This window comes from Caballeronia sp. AZ7_KS35 (genome assembly GCF_023631045.1).
Classification (GTDB): domain Bacteria; phylum Pseudomonadota; class Gammaproteobacteria; order Burkholderiales; family Burkholderiaceae; genus Caballeronia; species Caballeronia zhejiangensis.
Genome location: NZ_JALQDV010000038.1, coordinates 1 through 15,807, shown reverse-complemented (window position 1 = coordinate 15,807; position 15,807 = coordinate 1). Strand labels below are relative to the sequence as shown.

14 protein-coding genes are annotated in these 15,807 nt (G+C 63.9%); all 14 read left to right on the top strand.

The genetic code is table 11. The features are described 5' to 3' along the window. The first annotated feature begins 142 nt into the window (after nt 1–142). A complete protein-coding gene (locus tag NCT05_RS22785; protein WP_250503221.1) occupies nt 143–700 on the top strand; it encodes a (2Fe-2S)-binding protein in 558 nt (185 codons plus the stop codon). Then, the gene (locus NCT05_RS22780; protein WP_175980869.1) at nt 697–1,707 is read left to right on the top strand and encodes an FAD binding domain-containing protein; all 1,011 of its coding nucleotides are present in this window, start codon (nt 697–699) and stop codon (nt 1,705–1,707) included. The genes NCT05_RS22785 and NCT05_RS22780 overlap by 4 nt, the downstream gene beginning before the upstream one ends. Continuing rightward, the gene (locus tag NCT05_RS22775) at nt 1,704–3,968 is read left to right on the top strand and encodes a xanthine dehydrogenase family protein molybdopterin-binding subunit (RefSeq protein WP_250503220.1); all 2,265 of its coding nucleotides are present in this window, start codon (nt 1,704–1,706) and stop codon (nt 3,966–3,968) included. Before NCT05_RS22780 ends, NCT05_RS22775 begins: the two co-directional genes overlap by 4 nt. A 168-nt stretch (nt 3,969–4,136) precedes the next feature. Continuing rightward, nucleotides 4,137–5,045: a PilZ domain-containing protein gene (locus NCT05_RS22770; protein WP_250503219.1), complete on the top strand. Its 909-nt coding sequence runs from the start codon at nt 4,137–4,139 to the stop codon at nt 5,043–5,045. 209 nt (nt 5,046–5,254) lie between these two features. Next, a complete protein-coding gene (locus NCT05_RS22765) occupies nt 5,255–6,325 on the top strand; it encodes an SDR family oxidoreductase (protein WP_250503218.1) in 1,071 nt (356 codons plus the stop codon). 182 nt (nt 6,326–6,507) lie between these two features. Then, nucleotides 6,508–7,458 (top strand): ketopantoate reductase family protein, encoded by a 951-nt coding sequence (locus NCT05_RS22760; protein ID WP_008348060.1) that lies wholly within the window; start codon nt 6,508–6,510, stop codon nt 7,456–7,458. Then, on the top strand, nt 7,455–7,847 hold the full coding sequence (locus NCT05_RS22755) for a VOC family protein (RefSeq protein WP_250503217.1): 393 nt from the start codon (nt 7,455–7,457) through the stop codon (nt 7,845–7,847). Before NCT05_RS22760 ends, NCT05_RS22755 begins: the two co-directional genes overlap by 4 nt. 2 nt (nt 7,848–7,849) lie before the next feature. Further along, a complete protein-coding gene (locus NCT05_RS22750; protein ID WP_033536206.1) occupies nt 7,850–8,317 on the top strand; it encodes a MaoC family dehydratase in 468 nt (155 codons plus the stop codon). Beyond that, entirely contained in the window at nt 8,317–9,537 is a 1,221-nt protein-coding gene (locus NCT05_RS22745; RefSeq protein ID WP_250503216.1) for a CaiB/BaiF CoA transferase family protein, read from the top strand. The genes NCT05_RS22750 and NCT05_RS22745 overlap by 1 nt, the downstream gene beginning before the upstream one ends. Further along, nucleotides 9,537–10,382 carry a shikimate dehydrogenase gene (gene aroE, locus NCT05_RS22740; RefSeq protein WP_250503329.1) on the top strand — a complete coding sequence of 282 codons (846 nt, stop codon included), beginning with the start codon at nt 9,537–9,539 and terminating at the stop codon, nt 10,380–10,382. Before NCT05_RS22745 ends, aroE begins: the two co-directional genes overlap by 1 nt. Before the next feature lie 81 nt (nt 10,383–10,463). Then, nucleotides 10,464–10,901 (top strand): type II 3-dehydroquinate dehydratase, encoded by a 438-nt coding sequence (gene aroQ / locus NCT05_RS22735; protein WP_250503215.1) that lies wholly within the window; start codon nt 10,464–10,466, stop codon nt 10,899–10,901. Nucleotides 10,902–10,978: 77 nt separating this feature from the next. After that, nucleotides 10,979–11,884 carry a LysR family transcriptional regulator gene (locus NCT05_RS22730; RefSeq protein WP_008348049.1) on the top strand — a complete coding sequence of 302 codons (906 nt, stop codon included), beginning with the start codon at nt 10,979–10,981 and terminating at the stop codon, nt 11,882–11,884. A 100-nt stretch (nt 11,885–11,984) separates the two neighbouring features. After that, nucleotides 11,985–14,720 (top strand): ATP-dependent Clp protease ATP-binding subunit, encoded by a 2,736-nt coding sequence (locus tag NCT05_RS22725; RefSeq protein WP_250503214.1) that lies wholly within the window; start codon nt 11,985–11,987, stop codon nt 14,718–14,720. A 136-nt stretch (nt 14,721–14,856) separates the two neighbouring features. After that, on the top strand, nt 14,857–15,579 hold the full coding sequence (locus NCT05_RS22720) for a GntR family transcriptional regulator (protein WP_250503213.1): 723 nt from the start codon (nt 14,857–14,859) through the stop codon (nt 15,577–15,579). The last annotated feature ends 228 nt before the right edge of the window (nt 15,580–15,807 follow it).

The following is a 15,807-nucleotide window of genomic DNA, read 5'->3' as shown; positions in this document are numbered from 1 at the left end:
CACCGCAATCCTTTCACGAAGTACGCGGTCGCCTTTCGCAAGAATCTCGATACGGGTCTTGCACTGTCCGGCCACGCCGTGACGGCGTTTGGCTCCGCGGCACGCGGCATGCTGGCAATCAGCATTCCAGACAGGAGATTCCATGAACACCACACCGACTGCGACGGCCCTGGACGTGGGCGCGCCGCATGCGCAGCGCGTCGCCTGTACGCTCTCGATCAACGGCGGGACGCAGACCTTCGACATCGAGCCGTGGACGACGCTGCTCGATCTTCTGCGCGAGCGGTGCCAGCTCACCGGCACGAAAAAGGGCTGCGACCACGGGCAGTGTGGCGCTTGCACCGCGCTCGTCGATGGCCAGCGCATCAATACGTGTCTCGCGATCGCCGTTTCATACGACGGCGCGGAAATCACGACAATCGAAGGGCTCGCGAGCGGCGACACGCTGCATCCGATGCAGCAGGCGTTCATCGACTGTGACGCGTTCCAGTGCGGCTACTGTACGCCGGGCCAGATCTGCTCGGCGGTCGGCATGCTCGCGGAAGGACATGCACACGACGCCGCGGAAGTGCGCGAGGCGATGAGCGGAAACATCTGTCGATGCGGCGCGTATCCGAACATCGTGCAGGCGATTCTGCAAGTATCGAGCGCGAACGGCGTCGATGAGACCGCCGTCGAGAACGGGGAGACGCACTCATGAACCGGTTCTCCTACACGCGCGCGAACGATGTATCCGCGGCGCTCGAAGCGCACCGCGCACCGTCGGCGCCGTTTCTCGCGGGCGGCACCAATCTCGTCGATCTCATCAAGGAAGGCGTCGCGCGTCCCGAGCGGCTCGTCGATATCCGCCGCCTGCCGATAGCGGCGATTCAGCCAAGCGCGGACGGTGGCATCGAAATCGGCGCGCTCGCCACGAACAGCGCCGTGGCCTACGACGAACGCATCCAGTCGCGCTACCCGCTGCTGTCGAAGGCGATTCTGTCCGGCGCTTCGGCGCAGATTCGCAATGTCGCGACGGTCGGCGGCAATCTCCTGCAGCGCACGCGTTGTCACTATTTCTACGACACCGCCACGCCATGCAACAAGCGCCGGCCCGGCAGCGGCTGCGGCGCGATGAATGGCGTCAACCGCATTCATGCCATTCTCGGCGCGAGCGAGCATTGCATCGCCGTTCATCCGTCCGATATGTGCGTGGCGCTCGCCGCGCTCGACGCCTCCGTGCGCGTGACAGGCGGCGAAGGCGAGCGCGTCGTGCCGTTCGACGCGTTTCACCGGCTTCCCGGCGATGCGCCGCATATCGATACGAACCTGCGCGACGACGAGATCATCGTCGCTGTCACGTTGCCCGCCGAGGGCTTCGCCGATCGCTACGCCTACGTCAAGGTACGCGACCGCGCGTCGTTCGCGTTCGCGCTGGTGTCGGTCGCGCTCGCGCTCAAGCTCGACGGCACGCGCATCGAAGCGGTCCGCTGCGCGCTCGGCGGCGTGGCGCACAAGCCGTGGCGCAATCGCGATGCCGAAGCCGCGTTGCGGGGCAAGACGCTCGACGCTACGACGGTGCGCGATTTCGCGAGCGCGATGATGCGCGACGCGCGCGGCCTGCCCGGCAACGCATTCAAGATCGAACTGACCGCGCGCGCCATCGAGCGCGCTTTCGAGCAGGCATCGGGGATCAGCCTCGCCGCCAGAGAGGACGACGCATCATGAACTTTCCGAACGAACTGGAACGCATCGCCGAACGGGGCGCGCATGTCAGCGGCAAGCCCGTCAGCCGGGTCGACGGCAGGAAGAAGGTGACGGGCGAGGCCCGCTACGCAGCCGAATTTTTTTCCGATGCAATGACCTACGGCTTCGTGCTCCCGAGCCGCATCGCGAGCGGGCGCATCGTGTCGATCGAGTCGCGGCGCGCGCTGGAATTGCCGGGCGTGCTGATGGTGCTCACGCACGAGAACCGGCCCGAACTGCCGCTGCGCGACGCGGCGTGGCAGGACCAGTCCGCGCCGGGCGGCATGCCGTTTCGGCCGCTCTGGGACGACCGCATCTGGTACAGCGGCCAGCCGGTCGCGCTCGTCGTCGCGGAAAGCCATGAACTGGCGCGTCATGCCGCTTCGCTGATCGAAGTCACCTACGAGCGAAGCAGCCACTGCACGGATCTGCGCGAGGTGGAAGCCGAGAGCTATCCGCCATCGACCGAAAAGGGCGGCTTCGAGCCTCCGCCGCCGCCTCGCGGCGATGCCGACGGCGCGCTTGCCGCAGCCGCCGTGAAAATCGACAGCCGCTATTCGACGCCGGCCGAGTATCACAACCCGATCGAATTGCACGGCTGCACGGTGATTCCCGAAGCCTCCGGCAAGTTCGTCGTGTACGAGAAGACGCAGGGCGTGCTCAACACGAAGCAGTATCTGACGAAGCTCTTCGGCTTCGACGACGACGCGCTCGAAGTCGTCTCGCCGTTCGTCGGCGGCGCGTTCGGCTCGGCGCTGCGTCCGCAATATCATCTGCCGCTTGCCGTCATGGCCGCGCGCGATCTGAAGCGGCCCGTGCGCCTCGTGCTGACGCGGCAGCAGATGTTCACCTTCGCGCATCGGCCGATGAGCCTGCAACGCGTCGCGCTCGCCGCGAATCGCGACGGCAAACTGCAGGCGGTCATCCACGAGGCGGTGTCGGAAACGTCGCAATACGAGGACTATTGCGATGTCATGGTGAACTGGGCCGGACAGCTCTACGCCTGCGACAACGTGCGGATGGACTACAAGGTGAGCAAGCTCGACGTGCCGACGCCCGCCGACATGCGCGCGCCGGGCGCAGCGCAGGGGCTCTTTCCGCTCGAAATGGCGATGGACGAGCTCGCCGAGGCGCTCGACATGGACCCGCTGAAGTTGCGCCTCATCAACTACGCGGAGCGCGACGGGAACAAGAACCTGCCGTTCTCCAGCAAGGCGCTGCGTCAGTGCTTCGAAGAAGGCGCCGCGCGCTTCGGCTGGGACAGGCGCCCGCTCGCGCCGCGTTCGATGCGCGAGGGTAACGAGCTCGTCGGCTGGGGCATGGCGACGGGCATCTGGGACGCGATGCAGAACGAGGCTTCCGCGCTCGCGCAAATCGGGGCGGACGGACGTGTCGTCGTGGCGAGCGCCACGGCGGACATCGGCACCGGCACCTACACGGTGATGACGCAACTCGCCGCCGATGCGCTCGGCGTGCCGCTCGAGCACGTCGATTTTCGCTTGGGCGACAGCCGTCTGCCGAAGGCGCCGCTCGAAGGCGGATCGTGGACAGTGTCATCGGTCGGCAGCGCGGTGCACGCGGCCTGTACGCGTTTGCGCGGGAAGCTGACGGCGCTCGCGGCCGAACACGGCGGCGATGCGTTCGCTCGCGCGCAGCCCGACACGATGCAACTCGATGGCGAATACGTCGTTTGCGGCGAGGGCAAGGCGCAACGCGTGTCGCTGTGGGAACTGATGACGCGCGCCGGCCTCGACACGATCGACGCGCAGGTAACGGTCACGCCGCACGACAGGCAGCAGTCGTATTCCATTGCCACGCACTCGGCGGTATTCGTCGAAGCGCGCGTCGATGCCGCGCTCGGCACGGTGCGCGTGACGCGCGTGGTCAGCGCGGTGGCGGCAGGACGCATCGTCAATCCGAAGACGGCGGCGAGTCAGATATCGGGCGGCGTGGTTTGGGGCATCAGCATGGCGTTGCACGAGCACGGGCAGTTCGACCACGAGCTCGGCCGGCAGATGAACCACAACCTGTCCGAATACCACGTACCGGTGAACGCGGACATCCACGACATACATGTGCTCTTCGTCGACGAGCATGACGACATCGTGAATCCGCTCGGCGCGAAGGGCGTGGGGGAGATCGGCGTGGTCGGCGTCGCGGCGGCGGTGGCCAACGCGATCTGGCATGCGACGGGCAAACGCGTACGGGATTTGCCGATCACGCTGGAGACAGTCTTCGCATGATTGGCAGGCCGGCCATCCTCGCATGGCAGAAACCGCCGCGAAGCCGCTTTCTGCAGACAATTGTGCGACGGCGCACGTCAGGCCGGTGCGCCGAGCGTTAAGTTAGCGCTTCCAAAACTGATGCGTCCCAGCGCCGCGGTGGTCCGCGATGTCTTCGGGGCAACGGACATGGCCCTCGTCAAGATCACCGCCCGCGAACTGCAAATTGGTACGCCGCTTCCGTTCGCCGTGTATTCCGCAGCCGGCAAGCTCCTTCTGGCGCGCGGATATCGGGTTCAGTCGGAGAGCCAGCGCGACCGGATTCTGGCGGCCGGGGGCTTGCGCAGCGAGGATGCGGTGACGAGTGCATCGAACGAAAGCGCACCCCGGCCAGCCGGAATACTCATCTCGACTGCCAGACATGAAGAGGAATCGGGCGAGGCCATCCTCGACGAGCCCATAGCGAACACTGGAATGCTGCCGAAGACGCTGGACAGCATCCAGGTGACGGTCGACGGAAGCGGAACGCTGCGTTGTCAGACCGACTTCGTTGGTTCCATTACCGGCCGCGCGCTGCTCGTGACCGCTACGGACGGACACGAGTTGTTCGAAACCGGCGCCGAGGTCGCTTGCAGTGCGCTCAGAGGGCGTCACATCCATCAGTTTCGCAGCACCGTGATCGGACGAAGCGAGACGCCGGTACGCGTCATCTATCTCGCATGGCCCGAGTCCGTGAAGACTCAGGTCGTGCGCAACCATGTGCGCGTTTCGACGGAGATGCCGGGACGGCTCATTAGAAACGACTGTATCGCCGCCGGGTTCGACATTTCGGTCACGAACGTGAGTCTGGGCGGAGTCGCCTTCCGTGCCTCCGACGCCCTCGTCAACGTCGCCGAGCACTTCCGGTTAGGACTGCGCCTGCGCGCCGGAGGTAAGTCTCACGCGGTCGTGTTCAACTGCATCGCGCGCAATGTCAGGCGCGTCGACGGCGGCGTCCTGATAGGCGCCGAGTTCAGCAGCCAACAGGCGGATACCATGGCGCTTCTGAGGCATCACATGTTCGAAGCCGCAACGGGCAGTGCCGCGCAGTTGCGCTGAACACGACGCGAATCGCGGAGCGCCGCCGACATCGACGTATCGCGCCGCCTGGGTCATCGATGAATGATGCGCGTCGCCCGAAACGGCCGACGAGCCTTGCCGCTCGTTCGCATCGGCATGAAACCAATCCAGGGCTTTTCGGTCGACCCTATGTCGATCGATAACGCGCGTCACTGCGCACGTACCTGGAAAGGCGAACCATTCACATCATGGACAAAAGAGCACTCATCATTGGAGCCACCGGCATCGTCGGCGGCAATCTGGCCGACCATTTGCTCGCATCCGGCGACTGGCACATCACCGGACTCTCGCGCGGACGTTCCGCCTTGTGTGACGGTGTCGAATCGATTACGGCGGATCTCACATCGGCCGAATCGGTGCAGCGCGCGTTGAGCGGGAAGCAATTCACGCATGTGTTTTTCACGGCATGGTCGCGACAGGCGACGGAGCAGGAAAATATCCGCGTCAACGGCGCGATGGTTCGTCATGTACTCGAGGCGCTCGGACCTTCCGGCACGCTGAAGCACGCTGCGCTCGTCACAGGGCTCAAGCACTATCTGGGGCCGTTCGAAGCCTATGCGAAGGGCAGCGTGCCGCTGACGCCGTTTCGCGAGGAGCAGGGGCGGCAGGACGTCGATAATTTCTACTACGAGCAGGAGGATCGACTGTTCGACGCCGCCAGGCAGTTCGGTTTCGGCTGGAGCGTTCATCGTCCGCATACGGTCATCGGCTTCGCGGTCGGTAATGCGATGAACATGGGCGTGACACTCGCGGTGTACGCGACGCTCTGCAAGGCGAGCGGCGCGCCGTTCATATTTCCCGGGTCCGCAGCCCAATGGAACGGCCTTACCGACATGACGGATGCCCGCCTGCTGGCGCGTCATCTGGAATGGGCGGCGACGTCACCGAACGCCCGCGACGAAGCATTCAACGTGGTCAACGGCGACGTGTTCCGTTGGAAGTGGATGTGGTCGCTCGTCGCGAATTACTTCGGAATCGAGCCGGTGGAATTCGACGGCACGATGCGTCCGCTCGAAGATCGCATGCAGGATGCGGGCGAGGCGTGGCGTGAAATCGCCGCGCGCCACCATCTTGCCGAAGCCGATATCGGCAAGCTCGCGTCCTGGTGGCACACGGACGCCGATCTGGGGCGGCCCATGGAGGTGCTCACCGATATGAGCAAGAGCCGCAAGGCAGGCTTTCTCGACTATCAAAGCACGCCCGACTCTTTCATTGCGCTATTCGATCGTTTGAAGACGCTTCGCATCATTCCCAGCTGAAGCGTCCGATATGCCGGACGTCTCGTCGTCCGGTACAAAACCGCACCGAGCGTCCTGGTACTTTCCCTTACCGAATAGCTCAGTCCACATCTGAATTGCCATAGGCAATATCGCTATTGCATTCATTGCATTGCCAGAGTGTGCGCGGAATCGTATCTTCGTCTCCATTCGAGGAGACATATATGAAGATCGCATTTCTGGGCGCGGGCGCGCTGGGCTGCGCCATCGGCGCCGCGTTGACCGAAGGGGGTCACGAGACGTGGCTCGTCGACAAGTTCGCGGCGCACGTAGAGGCCATGTCCCGCGACGGCCTGCAAGTCGACGACGAACGCGGCACGCGCCGCGTCAAGGTGCGCGCGACGATGAACCCCGCCGACGTCGGGCCGGTGGACGTCGTGATCGTACTGGTCAAATCCTTCCACACCGATTCGGCGATGCGCGGCGCGCTCGACCTTATCGGCCCCGAGACGCTCGTGCTGTCCCTTCAGAACGGCCTCGGTCACGAAGACGTGCTGAGCGATATCGTCGGACGCGAGCGCGTCCTTGCGGGCAAGACCTACGTCGGTGGCGTGTTGCGCGCACCGGGACACATCCAGTCCGGCGTGACCGGAAAGATCACCATCATCGGCGAACTCGACGGCCGCGTGACGCCTCGCGCCCAAGCCGTGGCGGAAGCGTTCGACAGCGCGGGGCTCACGACCACGGTCAGCGACAACATCCTCGGCACGATGTGGGACAAGCTGCTGATCAACGTCGCGACCGGTGCCATCACAGGCATCACGCGTTTGACGTATGGGCAGCTTTACAGCGAACCGGTGCTGAAGGCGACCTCGCTTGCCGCCATCGAGGAAGCGATGGCCGCGGCGAAGGCGGCCGGCATCGAACTTTCCATCACGCGTGCGGAAGACGCCTGGAACATGGCCGCCGAAGGACTGCCGGCCGCGTTCAAGACCTCCATGCTGCAAAGCCTGGAGAAGTCGTCCGTCACCGAAATCGACTTCATCAACGGCGCGGTCGTGCGATGGGGCGAACGGCTCGGCGTGCCGACGCCGGTGAATTCGACGCTCGTGGCGTGCATAAAAGGCATCGAGCGTGGCATGACCGACCGCCAGAATGAGGAGCGCGCGGCATGAGCGCAACCGAAGCCTATCTCGAACACGTCGCGATCTGGGTGAAGGATATCCACTGGCACATTCGCTTCTTCGAAGAAGTGCTCGGCATGACCATGCGCGAAGTGGACGGCCCGCGCGGCGAGCCGCGTCAGTACTGGACACTCGGCGGACTCCAGTTCATCAGCGATCCGACTTACGACGGTCCCGACGGCCGGCTCGCGCATCTGGGCGTGATGTGCGAGGACCTCGAAGCCGCGCTCGCCGCCGCGCAGCCGTTCGGCGTCACGGAGATGACGCAGGGCCGCAACTGGCTGCGTCTGCCCGACGGGCTCGCCGTCGAACTCATTCAGGCAAGACCCGCCACATGCGTCGCGCAGGCGCTGTCGATCAATCCACGCGCGGAGGCGTGAGCATGAGCACCATCAACATCACCGAGAAATACTGGGACGATGCGCAGGAAGGCGACGCGTGCGTCAGCCCGACCTACACCGTCACGAAGGAACGCATTCTCGCTTACGCCGATCTCACGGGCGACCATACGCCGGTGCATGTCGACGAGGACTATGCCAACGCGAGCCACTTCGGGTCGATCGTCGCGCATGGCCTGTTCGGGCTGTCGATCGCCGATGGCCTCAAGACACAGAGCGACTATCGCTTCCTGCCGGGCATGTCGCTCGGCTGGACGTGGGACTTCGTGCTGCCGATCAAGGTCAACGACGTGCTGCATGTGAAGTTTCGCGTGACGTCCATGCGCGCGAGCAAGAGCCGTCCGGGCTGGGGCATCGTCGTGTTGCCGTCCGAACTGATCAACCAGAACGGCGAAGTCGTTCAACGCGGCGAGCATCGTCTGATGGTCCCGCGCCGTCCGGGAGCCTACTGATGCAAGCCCGTCCCCTCGAAGGCTTTCGCGTCGTCGACTACAGCCACTTTCTCGCCGGTCCCTATGTCGGACGCTGTCTCGCCGCGCTCGGCGCCGAAGTCATCAAAGTCGAGCGTCCCGGCAGCGGCGATGCAGGCCGCCAGCACGCGACGATCCTCGACGACCAGCAAAGCGCCTACTTCCTCCAGTTGAACATGGGCAAGCGCGGCGTGAGCGTCGACATGAAAGATCCGCGGGGCAAGGCGTTCATGCAGCGCCTGTGCGATTCGGCGGATGTGTTCTTCGAGAACTATCGCCCCGGTGCGCTGGATAAGCTCGGCCTCGGCTATGCCGCGCTCTCCGAGCGCAATCCGGGTCTCGTCTATTGCTCGATCTCGGCGTATGGTCACACGGGTCCGGACGCGCATCGCGCAGGCTTTGGGCTGATCGCGGAAGCGAAGAGCGGCATCATGCAGATGATCGGCAACCCGGGCGAGCCGCCGCCGCTCATGCGGATTTCGCTCGGCGACATGTACACCGGCATTCATGCGGTGGCCGCGATCAACGCTGCCTTGCTCGGCCGCGTGAAGAGCGGACGCGGCCAGCATATCGACATGGCGCTGTACGATACGCTGTTCTCGATGCACGAATATGCCGTCCAGTGCTACACGATGCAGGGCGTGGTCCCCGAGCAGACCGGTCATGACATGCCGACATCGACTTTATACGGCGTGTTCCGCGCAAACGATGGCGACCTGGTCATCGCCGCGCAGGTCGACGAATCGTGGAAGCGCTTCGCCGCGGCCGTCGAGCAAAATGGCGGCCCCGCGGGCTTCGCGACCGATGCGCGCCTGCACAGCCTGAACGGGCGCAATGCGAACCGCGAGGCCATTCTCGCGGTCGTGAAGCCGTGGGTCGCTGCACGCAACGTCGCCGATGTGCTCGCGCTGCTGGACAGCGTCGATGTGCCCTGCGCGAAGGTGCAACGCATCGACGAGGTCGTGGCCGATCCGCAGATCGTCGCGCGCGGCATGGTGATCGAACAGGAGCATCCGCGTCTGGGCACGCTGCGTCTGCCGAACCTGCCGTTTCGCTTCTCGGACTGCGATACGTCGATTCGCGAGGTCGGCCCCGATCTCGGGCAACACAACGAGGAAGTCGCGCGGTCGCTGGGCTTCAGCGCGGCCGAGATCGATGCGATGCAGACCGACGGCGTGCTGTTCTCGAAGCCGGGGGCATGATGAGCGATCGATACGCGGTCATCGGCAATCCGATCGGGCACACGAAGTCGCCGTTCATCCACGGCTTCTTCGCGCAAGAGACCGGCCAGGACATGAGCTATGAGGCCATCGAAGGGCCTGTGGAACCTGCCAGCGGCTTCTCCGATAGCGTCAAGCGCTTCATTGCAGCGGGCGGCCGCGGCATGAACGTGACCGCGCCGTTCAAACTCGCTGCATTCGCCATGTCCGATGAGCGCAGCGAACGAGCGGAGCTCTCGGGCGCGGTCAACGCGATGAAGTTCGAGGGCGGCCGAATCATCGCCGAAAACTTCGATGGCGTCGGACTCGGGCGCGACATCGAAGTCAACCTGCATCAGCCGATGGTCGGCAAGCGCGTGCTGATCCTCGGCGCGGGCGGCGCTGCGCGCGGCGCGCTGCTGCCGTTCGTCGCGGCACGGCCTGCCGAGCTCGTCGTCGCCAACCGGCATGTGGACAAGGCGCGTGCGCTTGTCGAACAGGTCGCCCGATCGAACACTGCTGGCGGATCGCTCACCGCGTGCGGGTATGCGGACCTGGCGGCACTGGGGCGCTTCGACCTCGTCATCAACGCGACATCCGCGAGCCTGACCGGGCAACTGCCGCCGGTGCCAGCGAGTGTCTTCAGCGCCGGCGGAAGCGCCTATGAACTCGCTTACGGGAAGGGGCTCACGCCTTTCTTGCGGCTGGCGCGCGATGCAGGGGTGGAAAGTATCGCTGACGGCGTGGGCATGCTGGTCGAGCAGGCTGCGGAGGCGTTCGCGTGGTGGCGGGGCGTGCGTCCAGAAACGCGCGCGCTCATCGAGCGGCTGACCGTTCCGCTCGATTGATCCGGCGAAAAGAGGCGCAGCGGTCGAGAAGACATCGGTGGAATGAACATTAACGGTCTGCAATTAGACTCGGACGAAAGAATGAAAACGTTTCTTATGCTGCATGGTGTCAACCACAACATGTTCGGCAAGCGAGATCCCGTTCAGTACGGCACGGCCACGCTCGCCGACATCGATGAGAAATTGCAGGCGCTCGCGAATCAACTCGGCGTAACGGTCGAAAGCTATCAGAGCAACAGCGAGGGCGACATGTGCGAACGCATCCATCAGGCGTTTGCCGACAAGGTCGATGGCGTGCTCGTCAATGCGGGCGCATGGACGCATTACAGTTACGGCATCCGCGATGCACTCGCCATTCTGACCGTGCCCGTCGTGGAGATTCATATGTCGAACATCCATGCACGCGAGGCTTTCCGTCATCATTCGGTGTTCGCGGAAATCGTCAAGGGGCAGATATGCGGGTTCGGTATCGAAAGCTATTCCCTTGGTCTGCGCGCGGCGGTGTCCGCGGCAGCGTGACAAACAAAGTCAGGTCCGGTGTGCGTCATCTCTGATGCAATGGTCACAAGAGCGACATTGCGTTCTACAATGGATGCATGACCACGCCCGATCTGCCCGACCTCAAGCTGCTTCAGCTCTTCGATCTTCTCTATGACGTTCGCAGCGTCACGCGTGCAGCGGAGCAGCTTGGACAGGCCCAACCGACCGTTAGCATCTGGCTCGCGCGCTTGCGCGAACATCTGCAGGATCCCCTTTTCATTCGCACGCCAGGCGGCATGACACCCACGCCTCAGGCGGATGCGCTGATCGGTCCGTGCAGGGAAATCCTCGAGTCGCTTCGCAGATTCTCGTCGTGGGAGATTTCTTTCGATCCGGTCACGGCGAAGCGACGGTTTCGCATCTGCATGACCGACGCGAGTCATATCACCTTGCTTCCGCGGATGCTGGCCTATGTGCGCGCCAAGGCACCGGGCATCCGTCTGGAGGCGGCGCGGATCGACGGCAACACCGAGCGCGCGCTCGAATCTGGCGAGGCCGATCTGGCGATCGGTCATGTTCCGTGGCTCGGCGGCGGAATGTATCAGCAACAGCTCTATATGCAGGATTGGGTGTGTCTCGCCAACCCGGACCATCCGCGCGTCCGCGCGAAGCTGACACTGAAGCAATACCGCAGCGAAGGGCACGTCATCATCGCCGCAGGCACGGGTGCGCAGTTACTCGAACAGGCATTATTGCGCGATGGAATCGAACGTGATGTCGTGCTGGAGCTTCCGGGAATGCTTGGGCTTGGATCGATTGTCAAATCAACCGACCTGATCGCGACGCTGCCGCGAAACATTGGAGAAACCTTGGCAAAAGTGAATGGCCTTGCGGTTCACTCTTGCCCGTTCCCGGTAGAGAAGTTCGCGGTGCGGCAGCATTGGCATGCGAAGTACCACGACGAAGCGGGAAACCGCTGGCTTCGCTCTGTCGTCGCTGAGCTGTTCCTCGCGAAAAACTAGACGGGCGAATAGCAATCGTCGTTCCGCCGGGCGCAGGAACAACGGTTGCAGCAAATTCCTCTCCGGGGCGGCGTGCCCTGCCACGACCTAGGAGACGAATATGGCTCACTTGTGCGACGTATGCGGCGCACGGCCCGCGACCGTGCGCCTCGCAGTGCTGCGCAACGGCCGCCGTCACGTCATCGACGTGTGCGATTTTCACTATGCGCAGCTCACGCGGCACCAGCGCGCGCTCTCGCCGCTCGAATCGCTGTTCATGGGCGGCGCGCCCGGCGAGGCGTCCGCGCCCGAAAGTGCCGCACAGCAAGAACCGCGCGATGCCGGTGTGCGGCGCAACGAAAACGAAGGCGCGAACATCGACCGATACTTCAGCGACGGCGCGAAAGAGATGCTGATGCGCGCCGCCGAGCGCGCAGTGCAATCCGGCTGCTCGCAGGTCGACACGGAACATCTGCTCTACGAGCTTGCAAACAACGCCGTCATCGAGTCGATTCTCAAGAGCATCGGCATCGATGCGGCCGAAGTCCGCGGCTTCATCGACGCCAACGCGCAACGCCGCGAGCGCGCGAGCCCGCCGCCGGACGGCATGATCGCCGTGTCGCCTCGTCTGAAGAGCGCGCTCGACCGCGCTTTTCTCGCATCGCGTCAGCTGCGGCATAGCTACGTCGCGCCGGAGCATTTGCTGATCGGCCTTGCCGATGTACCCGACAGCTTCGCGGGCCAATTGCTCGGCAAGCTCGGTGTCGATCAGCAGGCGCTCAGGCAGCAGACCGCGCAGACGGTCGGCGCGGGCGGACCGCCGCGCGGCGACGGGCCGCCGTCACGCACGCCGCATCTCGACAAGCTCAGCCGCGATCTCACCGCGCTCGCACGTGAAGGGCATCTCGACCCCGTGATCGGACGCGCGCGCGAAATCGAAACCATGGTCGAAGTGCTCGCGCGCCGGCGCAAGAACAATCCGGTGCTGATCGGCGAGCCGGGTGTGGGCAAGACCGCGGTCGTCGAAGGGCTCGCGCAGCGCATGGTCAACGGCGATGTGCCCGAGTCGCTCCGCGACAAGCGCCTCGTCGAGCTGAACATCAACTCGCTGGTTGCGGGCGCGAAGTATCGCGGCGAGTTCGAGGAGCGCGTGAAGCAGGTCGTCGATGAAATCACCGCGAATCGCGAGAAGCTGCTGCTGTTCGTGGATGAAGTGCATACCATCGTCGGCGCGGGGCAGGGCGGCGGCGAAGGCGGACTGGATATCGCCAACGTGTTCAAGCCGGCGATGGCGCGCGGCGAGCTGAACATGATCGGGGCGACCACGCTTGCCGAGTATCAGAAGCACATCGAAAAGGACGCGGCGCTCGAGCGGCGCTTTCAGCCGGTGCTGGTCGCGGAGCCGACCGTCGCGCAGACCATCAATATCCTGCGTGGACTGCGCGACCGGCTCGAAGCGCACCACAAGGTCACGATCCAGGACGATGCGATCGTCGGCGCGGCGGAACTGTCGGATCGCTATATCACCGGGCGCTTTCTGCCTGACAAGGCGATCGATCTCGTCGATCAGGCCGCGGCGCGCGTGAATCTGTCGGCCACATCGCGCCCCGCCGATATCCTCGAACTGGAGTCCGAGCTCGCGCAATTGCGACGCGAACAGGACTATGCGGCATCGCGCAAGCAGTTCGACCGCGCGCATGCTTTGGACAGCGAGATCGCGCAGAAGGAAAAGCAACTCGGCGATGCCACGGATAGCTGGAAGCAGCGCGTCGGCACGAACACGTCGACGGTGACGGTCGCGCACGTCGCCGAGATCGTCGCGACGATCACCGGCATTCCCGTGACTCAACTGACCGAGGAGGAGCGTGCCCGTCTGCTGCAGATGGAAGAGCGCCTGCACAAGCGGGTGATCGGGCAGCAAGAAGCGGTCGTTGCGGTGTCGGACGCGGTGCGGCGCGCACGTACCGGCTTGCAGGGCCGCAACCGGCCGATCGCCGTGTTCCTGTTCCTCGGGCCGACGGGTGTGGGCAAGACGGAGCTTGCGAAAGCGCTGGCGGAAGTCGTCTTCGGCGATGAAGACGCCATGCTGCGCGTCGACATGAGCGAGTACATGGAGCGTCACGCGGTGTCGCGGCTCATCGGCTCGCCGCCGGGTTATGTCGGCTATGACGAAGGCGGGCAATTGACGGAGCGCGTGCGGCGTCGGCCTTATAGCGTGATCCTGCTCGACGAGATCGAAAAGGCGCATCCCGATGTGTACAACGTGCTTCTGCAAGTCTTCGACGACGGGCGCCTGACCGACGGCAAAGGCCGCGTGGTCGATTTCAGCAACACGCTGATCATCGCGACGAGCAATCTCGGCTCTGACGTGATCGCCGGTCAGAAGCGCGCGACGCTCGGATTCACGACCAACGCGAGCGATGCGGACGCATCGGTTCAGAATGGCGTGATGAGCGTGCTGCGCCAGCATTTCAGGCCCGAGTTCCTAAACCGGATCGACGACATCATTCTGTTTTCCTCGCTCGGCCGCGATGAGGTGCGCCAGATCGTTCGGCTGATGCTCGATCAGGTGCAGCGCCTCGCGCACAGCCAGGACGTCGTGCTGGAGTTCGACGAATCCGTCGTCGATCATCTCGCGGACGTCGGCTACCGTCCCGAGTTCGGTGCGCGCGAACTGCGTCGGCAGATCAGGCAGTCGATCGAAAACCAGTTGGCGAAGGAAATGCTCAAGGGCGACGTTACCGAGGGCGCACAAGTGAAGTGCCACTACGACGCGGAGAACAAGCGGCTCGCGTTCGATGTGAAGCGCGCGGGACTGGCGAATCAGGCGGGCGAGGGCACGCCGCCCACACCTTGACCGCGAGCATCACTACGCCAAACCTCGCGTCTTTCAAGCCGACGGGCGACGGTCGCGTCATGATCCGGCAGGGTTATCCCCGATCCATTCGGAGAGAAAACATGTAATCATATATATGAATTCGATGGAGACGATCATGCAGGCCGATGGCCGCTTACCCCGTTATCAGCGCCTGCGGGATGAAATGGTTGCCCTGATCGCGGCTCGTGAATGGCGCCCGGGCGAAGCGATCCCGACCGAGCAGGCGCTTTCTCAAAGCTACGGCCTTGCTGTCGGCACAGTGCGAAAGGCCGTCGATCTGCTCGTCGCGGAAGGCATGCTCGAGCGCTTTCAGGGAAGAGGGACCTTCGTACGGCGCGCGAACTTCGACGGCTCCCTGTTTCGCTTCTTCCGCTTTCAAACACGGCAAGGCGAACGGCGCATTCCGGAGAGTCGCATACTGCGCCGGGACGTGGTCGATGCGCCATCGGCGGTAGCCGCGAGACTGCAGATATCGAGCACGGCGCGCGTGATCCAGATGTCGCGCGTGCGGCTGATCGACGGCGTTCCGATGCTCGCCGAAGAGATCTGGTTGCCCTACGCACGTTTTGCGGCGTTTGCGAAGATGGACGTGGGCGAGATCGGCGACCTCCTTTACCCGGTCTACGAGACGCAGTGCAATCAGATCGTGGCATCCGCCACGGAAACCCTTACCGTCGAAGCCATCGGCTCGCGACACGCGAAGCTTTTGAACATCGAGCCGGGGACGCCTGCCGTGGTCATCGAGCGTCTCGCCTGCGGCTACGATCGGCAGCCGCTCGAGTGGCGCCGTTCGCGCGGACCCGCCAGCGAATTCATCTATCAGGCGGAGATCCGCTAGCCAAAGAACCGCGATTGGGAGACGGCATGCGCAACCGGTTCAGGGCCGTTCGCCTGAAGCCGACGCGACCATGCTTCCCTTTCCGAGCACGATCGATTGACGAGCACGCTCGGCAAACCATTCCAAACCTAAGATTCATTCCATGACCAGTCTAGTACGACATCCCCTAAATAGCTTGATTAAATAATTGTCTTGGCTATCATTTCGAAATGAGCCAAGGTCGTCATG